General features: G+C 64.1%; 12 protein-coding genes. 4 read left to right on the forward strand and 8 right to left on the reverse strand.

Translation table 11 applies throughout. The annotated features are described in order from the left end of the window. Nucleotide 1 precedes the first annotated feature (1 nt). A complete protein-coding gene (locus ACZ52D_RS18765; protein ID WP_464443340.1) occupies nucleotides 2-1,522 on the forward strand; it encodes a catalase in 1,521 nt (506 codons plus the stop codon). Nucleotides 1,523-1,669: 147 nt separating this feature from the next. Here the strand turns inward: ACZ52D_RS18765 and ACZ52D_RS18770 are convergent, their stop codons facing one another. Genes ACZ52D_RS18770 through ACZ52D_RS18795 form a run of 6 tightly spaced genes read right to left on the reverse strand, consistent with a single transcriptional unit; the run spans nucleotide 1,670 to nucleotide 7,961 of the window. Then, nucleotides 1,670-3,238: a cryptochrome/photolyase family protein gene (locus ACZ52D_RS18770; protein ID WP_464443341.1), complete on the reverse strand. Its 1,569-nt coding sequence runs from the start codon at nucleotides 3,236-3,238 to the stop codon at nucleotides 1,670-1,672. A 19-nt stretch (nucleotides 3,239-3,257) separates the two neighbouring features. Beyond that, nucleotides 3,258-3,806 carry a DUF3833 family protein gene (locus ACZ52D_RS18775; protein ID WP_464443342.1) on the reverse strand — a complete coding sequence of 183 codons (549 nt, stop codon included), beginning with the start codon at nucleotides 3,804-3,806 and terminating at the stop codon, nucleotides 3,258-3,260. Continuing rightward, nucleotides 3,803-5,029, reverse strand: coding sequence for an MFS transporter (locus tag ACZ52D_RS18780; protein ID WP_464443343.1), 1,227 nt, complete (start codon nucleotides 5,027-5,029; stop codon nucleotides 3,803-3,805). Before ACZ52D_RS18780 ends, ACZ52D_RS18775 begins: the two co-directional genes overlap by 4 nt. Before the next feature lie 2 nt (nucleotides 5,030-5,031). Beyond that, entirely contained in the window at nucleotides 5,032-5,523 is a 492-nt protein-coding gene (locus ACZ52D_RS18785; protein ID WP_464443344.1) for a hypothetical protein, read from the reverse strand. Further along, nucleotides 5,516-6,673 carry a class I SAM-dependent methyltransferase gene (locus ACZ52D_RS18790; protein ID WP_464443345.1) on the reverse strand — a complete coding sequence of 386 codons (1,158 nt, stop codon included), beginning with the start codon at nucleotides 6,671-6,673 and terminating at the stop codon, nucleotides 5,516-5,518. The genes ACZ52D_RS18785 and ACZ52D_RS18790 overlap by 8 nt, the downstream gene beginning before the upstream one ends. Next, nucleotides 6,612-7,961 carry an NAD(P)/FAD-dependent oxidoreductase gene (locus ACZ52D_RS18795; RefSeq protein WP_464443346.1) on the reverse strand — a complete coding sequence of 450 codons (1,350 nt, stop codon included), beginning with the start codon at nucleotides 7,959-7,961 and terminating at the stop codon, nucleotides 6,612-6,614. Before ACZ52D_RS18795 ends, ACZ52D_RS18790 begins: the two co-directional genes overlap by 62 nt. A 122-nt stretch (nucleotides 7,962-8,083) precedes the next feature. Between ACZ52D_RS18795 and ACZ52D_RS18800 the strand changes: the two genes are divergently transcribed. Beyond that, nucleotides 8,084-8,848, forward strand: a complete 765-nt coding sequence (locus ACZ52D_RS18800; protein WP_464443347.1) for a DUF1365 domain-containing protein — start codon at nucleotides 8,084-8,086, stop codon at nucleotides 8,846-8,848. A gap of 4 nt (nucleotides 8,849-8,852) precedes the next feature. Beyond that, nucleotides 8,853-9,578: an SDR family NAD(P)-dependent oxidoreductase gene (locus ACZ52D_RS18805; protein WP_464443348.1), complete on the forward strand. Its 726-nt coding sequence runs from the start codon at nucleotides 8,853-8,855 to the stop codon at nucleotides 9,576-9,578. A 26-nt stretch (nucleotides 9,579-9,604) separates the two neighbouring features. Here ACZ52D_RS18805 and ACZ52D_RS18810 read toward each other — a convergent pair whose 3' ends face one another. Next, entirely contained in the window at nucleotides 9,605-10,240 is a 636-nt protein-coding gene (locus ACZ52D_RS18810; RefSeq protein ID WP_464443349.1) for a ChrR family anti-sigma-E factor, read from the reverse strand. Then, nucleotides 10,241-10,795 (reverse strand): sigma-70 family RNA polymerase sigma factor, encoded by a 555-nt coding sequence (locus ACZ52D_RS18815; RefSeq protein ID WP_369924940.1) that lies wholly within the window; start codon nucleotides 10,793-10,795, stop codon nucleotides 10,241-10,243. Between the two features lie 228 nt (nucleotides 10,796-11,023). On the opposite strand from ACZ52D_RS18815, the gene ACZ52D_RS18820 reads away from it, so the two are divergent. Then, nucleotides 11,024-11,740 carry an SDR family NAD(P)-dependent oxidoreductase gene (locus tag ACZ52D_RS18820; RefSeq protein ID WP_464443350.1) on the forward strand — a complete coding sequence of 239 codons (717 nt, stop codon included), beginning with the start codon at nucleotides 11,024-11,026 and terminating at the stop codon, nucleotides 11,738-11,740. The last annotated feature ends 143 nt before the right edge of the window (nucleotides 11,741-11,883 follow it).

An 11,883-nucleotide genomic window follows, 5' to 3' on the forward strand; every position in this document is an offset into this window, starting at 1 on the left:
CATGACCGACAAAAAGGGCGTTCCGCCAACCACCACCGATGCAGGTATCCGTGTCCAAAGTGACGAGCATTCGCTCACGGTAGGTCCAGATGGGCCGATCGTGCTGAACGATCACTATCTGCTCGAGCAGATGGCGAACTTCAACCGCGAGCGGATCCCCGAACGGCAACCCCATGCAAAGGGCGGTGGTGCTTTCGGTCGTTTCGAAACCACACAGGATGTGTCGCGCTACACCAAGGCCAAGATCTTTCAGCCGGGGGCGTCCTGCGAGGTCCTCGCGCGGTTCTCCACAGTGGCGGGGGAGCGCGGCAGTCCGGATACCTGGCGCGACCCGCGGGGTTTTGCCGTCAAGATGTATACCGAAGACGGCAATTTCGACATGGTCGGCAATAACACCCCGATCTTCTTCATTCGTGATCCGATGAAGTTTCAGCACTTCATCCGCAGCCAGAAACGTCGCGCCGACAACGATATGCGCGACCATGACATGCAGTGGGACTTCTGGACGCTGTCCCCTGAAAGCGCGCATCAGGTGACGTATCTGATGGGTGACCGGGGCATCCCACGCACTTGGCGCGAGATGAACGGCTATTCCAGCCACACCTATTCTTTGGTCAATGCCGAGGGTGAGAAATTCTGGGTGAAATTTCACTTCCACACCGATCAGGGTGACGGCAACGCCTATCTCAGCCAGGACGAGGCGGACAAGCTGGCCGGACGTGACGGGGATTACCATCGCCGTGACCTGTTCAATGCGATCCGGGATGGCAATTACCCCAGCTGGACGCTGAAATGGCAGATCATGCCCTATGAGGACGCCAAGACATATCGCATTAACCCGTTTGACCTCACCAAGGTGTGGCCGCATGCGGATTATCCGCTGATCGAGGTCGGCAAGTTGACACTTGATCGCAATCCGACGGATTTTCACACCGAGATCGAGCAAGCGGCCTTCGAGCCGAACAACATGGTGTCGGGCGTCGGGCTGTCTCCGGACAAGATGCTGCTGGCGCGTGGTTTTTCCTACGCCGATGCGCACCGGGCACGGCTCGGCGTGAATTACAAGCAGATCCCGGTCAACAGTCCCAAATGCCCCGTCTACAGCTATTCCAAGGATGGGGCAGGGCGGACCGAGAAGGTCTCGGACCCGGTCTATGCGCCGAATTCCTACGGTGGCCCGGCCGCGCAGCCCGACATCGGCGCAGAGGCGGGCCTGTGGCATGCGGATGGCGACATGGTGCGCGCTGCCTATACCCTGCGCGAGGACGATGACGACTGGAGCCAGGCGGGCACGCTTGTCCGCGAGGTGATGGACGACGCCGCGCGGGCGCGTCTTGTCGACAACGTGGTGGGACATCTTTGCGACGGGGTCAGCGAAAAGGTGCTGGAGCGTGCGTTCGAATACTGGCGCAACATTGACCGCGAAACGGGTGACAGGATCGAAGCGGGGGTGCGCGACAAGCTTGGCGGCAAGTCGGACGCGCCGGGCCTCGCCTCTGCCGAAAGTATCTCTGGTCGCTGACCTGGGCGTAGCCTGATACCGCGCCGCGCGGATTGCAGCATGTGAACTGCACGGGCTGCCAAGGAGACGCGCTTGCCCGGATATTCAAGGCCGCCTTGGTTGCAGGGCGGCCTTGTTCTGCGAAAGCGCCTGCGCAAAAGGGCCGCGCTAGGTGTCAGAGTGGTCAGGCAACAGCTGTTCCAACACGTTCTTGGCGGAGCGGAGATAGTCCTCCTGCTTGTCGGCGGCCATCCTGTCCCACGTGCGATACACTTGGCGCAGGCGGGGATTTTGGCTCAATTTATCCGCATTGCGTAAAAGAAAGTCCCAGTAAAGCGGGTTGAACGGGCAGGCGTCGGGGCCGGTCTTCTGTTTCACGTCATAGCGGCATCCGGCGCAGTGATCTGACATCTTGTTGATGTAATTGCCACTGGCGGCATAGGGTTTTGATCCCAGCAGGCCGCCGTCGGCAAACTGGCTCATGCCGATGACGTTCGGCGCCTCAACCCATTCATAGGCGTCGGCGTAGACCGCCAGATACCATTCGTGCACCTGAAACGGATCGACCCCCGCAAGCAGGGCAAAGTTGCCCGTCACCATCAGGCGCTGGATGTGATGCGCATAGGCCTCTTCTCGGGTCTGGGTGATGGCGGCGGCCAGGCAGGCCATGTCGGTCTCGCCGGTCCAGTAGAATTCCGGCAGGGGGCGGGTCGCCTCAAGGAAATTCTGTTCGGTATAGCCCGGCATGTTGAGCCAGTAGATCCCGCGCATGTACTCGCGCCAGCCGATGATCTGGCGGATGAACCCCTCCGCCGCGTTCAGCGGCGCGTGGCCTTCGTAATAGGCGCGCTCGACCCGGCGGCAGACCTCCAGCGGCTCCAGCAGGCCTGCGTTGATGTAATGCGACAGGACCGAGTGGTAGAGGAACCGCTCGCCCTCCAGCATGGCGTCCTGATAGTCGCCGAAATCCGGCAGCGCCTGTTCCACGAAGCCTTCAAGCGCCTCCAGCGCGCCGGTCCGCGTCACTGTGAACCAGAACGGGCGCAGGCTGCCGAAATTGCCGCCAAAGCGGGCGTCAACCAGGTCCAGAACCTCCTCGGTGATGCTGTCGGGCGTGGTTTGCAGCGGGCGTGGCAGGAACATTCCACCGCTCGCGGGCTTGCGGTTCTCATCGTCGAAGTTCCACCTGCCGCCCTCCGGCTGATCGCCATTCATCAGCAACCCGGTCTCGCGGCGCATTTCGCGGTAGAAATACTCCATCCGCAGCTGTTTGCGCCCCTCGGCCCATTGCTGAAACCGCTGGTGGGAGCAGAGAAAGCGGCTGTCCTGCCGCATGTCCAGTTCGGCGCCCGCCTGTTCCGCCCAATCCAGCAGCGCGGACTTCAGCCGGTATTCTCCGGGCTCCGTAACCACCACCCGCGCCTGCGGATGGTCCGTGCGCAGCCGGTCGATCTCGCCGGTCAGGCTGCCGGAGTTGCCGGGATCGTCCAGCCGCACATAGCGCAGCTGCCAGCCGTCGGCTTCCAGTTCCTGCGCGAAATGGCGCATGGCCGAAAACACAAAGGCGATCTTCTTCTTGTGGTGGCGGACATAGGAGGCCTCTTCCATCACTTCGGCCATCAGAAGGATGTCGCGCGACGGGTCCGCGTCCGTCAGCGAAGGAATATTGCGGCTGAGCTGATCACCCAGGATGAGGATGAGATCGCCAGCGGCAGCGGGTTCGCCTTCGTCGGTCATTTCGCCTCGCCCGTGAAGGTCATTGCACGGGCCGCATGGTGGCGACCAGCTCGGCAACCTTGACGCCGAACTTGCGCATCTCGGCCCGGTTCATGATGACGCCGTCCCCGGTCAGGTACAGCCAGTCGGTGGCCGTCAGCCGGTGCCCGCCGGAGCGTTCCGGCAGGATGATCTCGTAGCTGAGGCGCACGGTGGAGCCGGAAACCGTGCCCTGCGCCTCTCCGACGATGTCATCGGCGGTGGCGGTGAAGCTGTTTCCGGGACCAAGCCGCAGATGCCATTTGCGGCTTTGGCTGGTGCCGTTTGAATAGGTGAATTCCTCGCTCAGCGTGCCGGTGTCGCCGTTCCATTCCCCCACCATGCGGGCAGTGAAGCTGTTGGACATGCGGCCATCGGGACCGAAGATCACCCCTTCGGAGAGGATCTCGCCCGAGAGGTGTTTGGTCAGGACGAAATCGGGACCGGTGCCGGAATAATCCTCGGGTGCCTGCGCGCGGAAGCTGAACAGGTAGCTGCGCGCAAAGGTGGCAAGAAGCAGGACTGCTAGGCAGATGGTGAGGAGTTTCATGCTGTTGCTCTTTCGGATGGCAGGGTCAGGGCAAAGGCGAAGGCGACGGTCTTCAGGATGCAGGGCAGAACCGCATAGGACAGGGCAAGGGCGCGCAGCGCCTGCGGGCTGTTGTCCGCTCCGGGTCGGAACCCCTGTTGCTGCAAAAGCGGCAGCGCCAGTGCGGCGGCCAGCGCCAGCGCCAGCTTGCCCGCGAAGGACCAGATGCCGAAGGCGGCGGAGGCATTGAGGCCCGCGCGGGTCAGCGCGATGCTGAACATTGCGGGCAGCAGCACCATGTCAGCCCCAAGCGTGGCGCCCGAGACCGCGCAGATCAGGGCAAATCCCGGCAGGCTGCCCGGACCCAGCGCCGCGGCGCCGGCAAAGCTGGCGATTGCCAGCGGCATGGCGATCAGCAGCGTCTGCTTCGCCCCGATCCGCTGGCTGAGGCGCGCCCAGAGCGGTACGCTCAGCCCGGCGCAGAGGAAAAACAGAACCAGCAGCGGCCCGGCGTAGCCCGCAAGCTGCAGGTGGTCTTCGACATAGAACAGGAACAGGGTGGAGGTCAGCGCCACTGGCAGGCTGTTCAGCACTGCGAGTGTCAGCAGGCGCAGCGCCCCGGCCTGTGCGAGGGCCATGGCTGACAACGGCTGGCCGGTAACCGCCGGGCGCCTCCAGACCGGCCGGGTCGCCGCCGCGGTGAACAGGGCAAAGACCCCAAGCACCAGACCAAAGACCGCGTAGCCTTGACCTGCGGCCCCGAGTGCCACCAGAACCGCCGGTGCGATGGCCGCGAAGATCACGCCGCTCAGCATCCCGGCTTCGCGGAAGGCGGCCAATGTCAGAAGTTCTCGCGGGGTGGATTGTTTGGCCAGCGTGGCGCTGCGGCCGTACAGCAGGATCATGCCCAGACTGTAGGCCGAGAACAGCAGGAGCAGCACCAACACCAGTTTCGCCACCGCCAGCGGCCCGGCCGTCAGCCCGAACAGCAGCGGAAATCCGATCGCCAGCCCGCCAGCGGCCGCCAGCGCGAACCACGGCTGCATCTGCGGCCAGCGGTCGATGGCCCAGCCGATCAGCGGATCCTGCACCAAATCGAACAGCCGGATGGCCAGCAGGATGCCGCCAAGCGCGCCCAGCCCGATCCCGAGGTTCACCGAGGCAAACTGCGGCAGGTGGATGTAGAGCGGGATCCCCGCCGAGGCGAGCATCATCGCATAGAGGCTGACCCGGGGATACAGCATCCTCAGCCCAGCAGCGCGCGGGTGAAGCGGGCAGAGCGAGTGTTTTCGCCCACAAAGATCGACATGAAGCTGCGCTTGATCCCCGGCTGGGACAAGGTGCAGGCGCTGCGGCCATTGCGCAGGAAGCGGATCCGGTCCGGACCTTCGCTGACCGCAAGATAGCGGTCGCCGGGGGCGACGCCCTGAAAGCAGGCCTCGAACCGGGCGCGGCCCGGCGCGGCCTGACCGAGCCGCCGCATTTCGCGCAGGGTGGCCTCGACCAGATCTTTCTGGCTCAGCTGTCGCTGATAGGTCAGCTCAAGCGCGAAATCCTGGCCCCAGTCCAGCGGTGCACCACCGCGGGTGAACAGCCGCGCCTGATAGACCGGGACGCCCAGCAGCCGGAAGGTCGCCGCGCCGCGCTGTTCGGCCCCCGGCAGCAGCGATTGCACCGCAGAGGCAAAGCCCGCTGAGGGAGCCGCGAGCAGGCAGAGGGTCAGGAGCAGCTTAAGCATGGGCCAGTTCCACCTGCACGACATTGGTGTGGCCGATGGCAAAGGAGGCAGCGCAGATCTCCAGGTAGTACTGCCAGTTGCGGAAGAAGGCCTCGCCATAGCCGAGGTCCGTGATCCGGCGCTTTTGCGCCGCCAGACGCTCGGCCCAGATCCGGCAGGTGCGGGCGTAATCCCCGCCAAAGGCAAAACTATCGGCCACCTGCAGCCCCGCCGACCTGGCCTGCTGCGCGATCACCTGATCGGACAGCAGCATGCCACCGGGAAAGACATACTGGCGTATGTAATCCGAAGAGGTCCGGTAGGTCTGAAAGAAATCATCCCGCACCGTGATCGCCTGCAGCAGCACCCGGCCGCCTTCGGCCAGGCTGTCTTTCAGCTTTGCGAAATAACTGGGCCAGTAGCGCTCGCCCACCGCCTCAATCATCTCGATCGAAACGATATTGTCGAATTTGCCGCCAATGTCGCGGTAGTCGCGCAGCTGGATGTCGGCGCGCCCGTCCAAGCGGCTTTCGGCATAGCTGTGCTGGTTGCGCGAGATGGTGACTCCGGTCACGTCGCGGCCCTCGGCGCTGGCCTGCTCGGCAAAGCCGCCCCAGCCGCAGCCGATCTCCAGCACCCGCTCTCCGCTCCCCAGCCGCGACAGGATGCGGGCATTCTTGCGGCTTTGAGCCTGCGCCAGATCATCGCCCTCCGCGTCGAACAGGCCGGACGAATAGGTCATGCCGTCGTCCAGCCACAACTGATAGAACTCGTTGCCGACATCATAATGCGCGCGGATGTTGCGGCGGGCACCGCGCTTGGAGTTGGCGCGCAGCAGCGTGTCGACGATGCGGAACTTGGCCCGGTTCAGCGGGCTGGCCTGATCATAGCTGCCCAGATGCTCGCGGTTCTGCATTGCCAGCCGCATCAGACCCTCGACCGACGGCGTGTCCCAGAGGCCTTGCACATAGGCCTCGCCCAGCCCGACCTGGCCGTGCGCCACCATCGCCGAGACCGCCGCCCAGTCATTGATCTGCATCTCGGCCTCGGGCCCGCGGTCGCCGAATTCATAGCGCGCGCCGTCGGGGGTGCGCAGCGTCAGGCGGCCCTCACGCAGTTGCGCGCAGGCCGCCAGGAATTGCGACTGAAGGGCTTTGTCCGTGAATGCCATGATGTGTTCCTTTGACCGGGAAGGGAGTGAGAGAAGTCATCATGCGGACAATCCGCATGGCGCTGGCGATGCCGTCTTCGTGAAAGCCGTGGCGGTTGTAGGCCCCGGCAAACCAGGTGTTGTTCTGGCCCTGCATCGCCCGGATCTGGTGTTGTGCCCGCAGGGCGGCCTTGTCGAAAACCGGGTGGGAGAATTCGACCCGGTCATAAATCTTGTCAGCCGGGATCGGACGCGAGGGATTCAGGGTGACAAACAGCGGATCGCTTTCCGGAATGCTTTGCAGCCGGTTCATCCAGTAGGTGACGCCGACGCCGCCGTCCTGGCTGCGATAGGCCCAGCTGGACCAGCAGCTGCGCCGCCTGGGCATCTGGCCTTCGTCGCAGTGAAGCACAGCGGTGTTCGGCTGGTAGCGGATCGCCCCCAGCGCCGCGGCTTCGGCCGGGGTGGCATCCGCGCCAAGGATCGCCAGCGCCTGATCGGAATGGCAGGCCAGGATGATCTCGTCAAAGGTCTGCGCGTCGGCACCCTGCGCCTGCACCGACACACCGCCCGCCGAGCGGACAACGCGCTGAACCGGGCTGGCGGTGCGGATCACGCAACCGCGGGCCATCAGCGCGGCCTCCAGACGGCGGACGTATTCGATGCTGCCGCCCTTGACCGTCCACCACTGGTGCTTGCCGGTGCCTGCCAGCAGCGCGTGGTTGCGAAAGAAGCGGACCAGAGATTTTGCCGGGAAGGCATCGACGTCGCTGACAGGGGTCGACCAGATCGCGCCGCACATCGGCATCAGGTAATGGTTGCGGAACCAGCTGCCGAGGCCCAGCTCTGCCACCAGCTCGCCGATGGTCTTGTCGTCATCGGTGGCGGCGGCCTCGGCCCGTTTGCCGAAGCGCACGATATCGGCGACCATCTTGTGGAACTGCGGCCGCACAAGGTTGCGCTTTTGCGCGGTCAGCATGCGCAGGCTGTTCAGCCCGTACTCCAGGCGGCCGTCGTCTATGCTGGCGCAAAAGCTCATCTCGCTTTTGATCACCGGCACGTCCAGCTCGCGAAACAGGCGGGTCAGGTAGGGGTAGGTGGCGTAGTTGAAAACGATGAAGCCGGTATCGACCGGCTGGTCGCCGTTCTTGCCCGCCATCACGGTGCGCGCGTGACCGCCCAGACGGGGCGCGGCCTCGAACAGGGTGACGTCATGTGTGCCAGCCAGGTAATAGGCGGCGGACAGCCCGGAAATGCCGCCCCCCACGATGGCGATCTTGCGGCGTGGCCCCTGTGTTTGATCCAGCATGTGACGGTTTTCCTTGCTGTTGTTTGGACCGGATACGCCGCAGGCAGGAATGCGGATCACATTTTTCCCGATAAAACTGTGCGACCAGTGATCCGGGACCGCTGCACGCCCGTATCCGTTGCATGATCGAACATGTTCCAGCCCAGACCTTTCACGCGCGCCGGGGGAGGCTGAAAAATGCCTTTCGCTACGGGGTGGATTTCATCCTGACCGACATGACAGACGGCGCACCGCCGCTGCTGTCGCGCAACCGCTTCAACCTGTTCTCGGTCCATGACCGCCGCCACGGCGGCCCCCGCGGCAGGGGGCGTGGCATCGCCTGGTTCCGCGCGGAGCTGGAACGACGCGGTTTCGTGCTGGAGGGCGCAGAGCTGTTGCTGCTGACCCAGCCCAGCTTCCTGTGGTTCCATTTCAACCCGGTCAGCTTCTGGATCGCGGTGAGGGACGGCCGCCCGCGCGCGTTCATCGCCGAGGTGAACAACACGTTCGGCCACCGCCACTGCTATTTCGCGGCGCATCCCGATTTCCGTCCGATCCGGCAGAGCGAGGTGATCGAGGCGGAAAAGCTGATGCATGTCTCTCCGTTTCAGCAGGTGGCCGGGCGCTATCGCTTCAATTTCGGAATGACCGAGCACGCCTTCAACATCCGCATCCATTACACCCACGGGGCCGAGGGCGTGCTGGCCACGCTAAACGGCCTGCGTCGGCCTGCCACCACCGGTGGGCTGGCGCGCGCCGCGCTGCGCCGACCGCTGGGGGCGGCGCGGGTGGTGGCGCTGATCTACTGGCAGGCGCTGAAACTGTGGGTCAAGCGCGCGCCCTTCCTGAAAAAGCCCGCGCCGCCGGAGCCGCTGATTTCAGACAGCTCAACGTTTTCGAAAGGATAGGCGTGTGACGCAGTTTGCAGGCAAGACCTTCTGGCTGGTCGGCGCCAGCCATGGGCTGGGCCGCGAGGTCGCCCGGCAGCTCGACCGCGAAGGCGCGCGGTTGATCCTGTCGGCACGCTCGGCGGAGGCGCTGGAGGCGCTGGCGGCGGAACTGACCGCAGCAAGAGCGGTGCCGGTGGACGTGACGGACATGCAGTCGGTCCGGCAGGCCGCGCAGCAGGCCGGGCCGCTGGATGGCATCATCTACAACGCAGGCACCTACGAGCCGATGCGCACCCAAGACTGGGACAGCGCCGCGGTGCTGGCGATGAGCGACGTGAACTTCACCGGTGCGCTGCGGGTGCTGGGGCAGGTGGTGCCCGGTTTCGTCGCGGCGGGCCGGGGCGATATCACGCTGGTCGGCTCGCTGGCGGGATACCGGGGCTTGCCGGCCTCGATCGGCTATGGCGCCAGCAAGGCGGCGCTGATCAGCCTCGCGGAAACCATGCGGCATGATCTGAAGGGCAGCGGCGTCACCCTGCGCGTGGTCAATCCCGGCTTCATCAAGACCCGGCTGACAGACAAGAACGGTTTCAAGATGCCGCAGCTTATGACACCGGAGGCGGCCGCCGGGCACGTGATCGCCGCCATGCGGTCAAGCCGGTTCCGAACGGATTTTCCGCGGCCCTTTTCCTATGCGATCAAGGCATTCAACCTGTTGCCCGATTGGCTGGTCTACCCCGGCAAGTAGGCCCACCGCCGCGGCGGCGGCCTCTGTCAAATCCGGAACAGGGGCTGCAAAAGGCGCGGCATGAAGGCCTTGAAACGCAGCGGCGCATCGGTGGCAGCCAGGCAAATGCAGGGATCTCCCGCATCCGCCACCGGCGTGTGCTCCAGCGTTTCATCGCCGATTTCCACGTCACCAACCCCAAAGCGCCCGGTCTCGTCGCTGAAACTGCCCTGCAGTACCAGGGTCAGCTCCAGTCCGCTGTGGCTGTGATCCGGCACCGCCTGTCCCGCAGGTATGTAGAGCAGGCGCGCGGACCCCATTTCATCCTCGAACAGGATGTTCTGCTTTACGCCCATGCCCAGCGTCTTCCAACGCGGCGGCTGCCCCTTCAACGACTGCATCACCGGGCCCGGATAAATGCCCTTGGCGTCATAGACCGGCTCGGGCGTGGCAGGCTCATCCAGCCGCGCCATCAGGTTCGATTTGGCATTCTGCGACATCGCCACGCCCGTGGCCTCCTCCAGCAGCGCGCCACCGACGGCCTGATGCGCGCCAAGCGCAGCGCGGCAGTCGCGGCACAGGGAAAGGTGGCTGGCGACGACCATGGAAAAGGCATGCGGCAGGCTGCCCGCCGCATAGGCTGCGATCATCGGGTCGGGGATATGATGTGTGATTGCAGACATTCAACGCAATCCTTTTAGTTCCTTGCGCAGCCGCCCAAGACCAAGGCGGATGCGCGATTTGACTGTTCCCAGCGGCAGGCCCGTCTGGGCGCTGATTTCCTGATGGGTCAGATCACCGATATAGGCCTTCTCGATCATTTCCTTCTGATCGGGGTGCAATTGCGCGATGGCCTGTTTCAGATGCAGTGTCTCTTGTTCTAGGGCCAGGATCTGGGTGGCATCGGGCTCGGTGCCCGGATCCTCGCCCAATTCGTCAGGCACGGGACGGTTTTCCTTGCGCAGGATGTCGATATGGCGGTTCCGCGCGATCTGGTAGATCCAGGCCGACGCCTGCGCCTTGTGCGGATCAAACAACGCCGCCTTGCGCCAGATCGTCAGCATGACATCCTGCACGATCTCCTCGGCAAGAGCGGGGCGGGCACCGCAGCGGATCACAAAGCCCTTCAGGCGCGGAGCGAGATGGTCGAACATGTCGCCAAAGGCCGCGCGGTCCCGATGGTCGCGCACAGCCAACAGCCAGACCGTCAGCTGCGAATAGGGTTTATCATTTGACACTACTGCTTTGCCCTCAGGGAATGCCCGAAGCACGGAGTTTTTTTCGGGAGGCCTGTCCAAGTTTAGTGTCAGCATAGTCCGGATACGGTGCGGCATGGAAGTTGGATCATGTCTTGCCGAGAATTTACGGCCCGGTGCTGGGAAGAGCAGGACGCCAGTCCTACTTGATGATCCGAACCGCGGTGCGCGGCGTATTCGGGTTAGTCATCAACAAGAGAGAGTGGAGCCATGCAGAATATCGTAGTCACCGGTGGGTCCGGTGCGATCGGGTCCACTTTCGTGAGCGAATTGGCCCGCAGGTATCCGCAGGCGCGCGTCCACTGTCTGTCGCGCGGGGCTGTTGCCGCCGCCTCGCCAAACGTTCGGTGCCTGCAGGTGGGCTACGAGACCGAAGACAGCCTGCAAGCCGCAGCCGAGCAGGTCGCACAGGCGGGCGCGGTCGATCTGGTTGTCGTGGCGGGCGGGATTTTGCACCAGCACGACATCATGCCCGAAAAGTCCCTCCGGGAGGTGAGCGCGGAGAAATTCCTGACCCTTTTCACGGCCAATACAATTGCCCCGGCGCTGATCGCAAAACACTTCCTGCCGTTGCAGCCGCGCGACAGGCGGGCGGTGTTTGCTGCCCTTTCGGCCCGCGTCGGCAGTATTTCGGACAACCACCTGGGGGGCTGGTATGCCTATCGCGCCTCGAAGGCGGCGCTGAACATGGTCATCCGCAATGCCGCGATAGAGACCCGCCGCCGCAATGCCGAAGCCATCGTGGTCGGGATGCACCCGGGCATGGTGAACAGCAATCTCTCTCGCCCGTTCCAGCGCAACCTTGCCGCCGGGCAACTGTTTTCACCGGAGGTGTCCGTGGCCCGGATGCTCGACGTGATCGACAGGCTGAAGCCCGAGGATAGCGGTCACTGCATCGCGTGGGACGGTACCCGTATCGCCCCTTGAGCGCCCCGCTGACTGCCACCGTGTCCGCCTGTCCGTGAAACGCCCCCCCCCACGAGGCGCGCCGTCACAGGCTGGGGCCAATCATGCCTTATTTATGTCGCCTTGCTACTGGAATTTGACGGCCAATTAAGCGTGCCGAAGGG

The sequence above is a fragment of the Leisingera sp. S2M4 genome, from assembly GCF_055398055.1.

Bases quoted from the DNA above. Each gene is read 5' to 3' on its own strand.
- ACZ52D_RS18775 (WP_464443342.1), bottom strand. From the start codon at position 3,806: ATGAAACTCCTCACCATCTGCCTAGCAGTCCTGCTTCTTGCCACCTTT.
- ACZ52D_RS18790 (WP_464443345.1), bottom strand. From the start codon at position 6,673: ATGGCATTCACGGACAAAGCCCTTCAGTCGCAATTCCTGGCGGCCTGC.
- ACZ52D_RS18780 (WP_464443343.1), bottom strand. From the start codon at position 5,029: ATGCTGTATCCCCGGGTCAGCCTCTATGCGATGATGCTCGCCTCGGCG.
- ACZ52D_RS18820 (WP_464443350.1), top strand. From the start codon at position 11,024: ATGCAGAATATCGTAGTCACCGGTGGGTCCGGTGCGATCGGGTCCACT.
- ACZ52D_RS18770 (WP_464443341.1), bottom strand. From the start codon at position 3,238: ATGACCGACGAAGGCGAACCCGCTGCCGCTGGCGATCTCATCCTCATC.
- ACZ52D_RS18800 (WP_464443347.1), top strand. From the start codon at position 8,084: ATGATCGAACATGTTCCAGCCCAGACCTTTCACGCGCGCCGGGGGAGG.
- ACZ52D_RS18795 (WP_464443346.1), bottom strand. From the start codon at position 7,961: ATGCTGGATCAAACACAGGGGCCACGCCGCAAGATCGCCATCGTGGGG.
- ACZ52D_RS18785 (WP_464443344.1), bottom strand. From the start codon at position 5,523: ATGCTTAAGCTGCTCCTGACCCTCTGCCTGCTCGCGGCTCCCTCAGCG.
- ACZ52D_RS18765 (WP_464443340.1), top strand. From the start codon at position 2: ATGACCGACAAAAAGGGCGTTCCGCCAACCACCACCGATGCAGGTATC.
- ACZ52D_RS18810 (WP_464443349.1), bottom strand. From the start codon at position 10,240: ATGTCTGCAATCACACATCATATCCCCGACCCGATGATCGCAGCCTAT.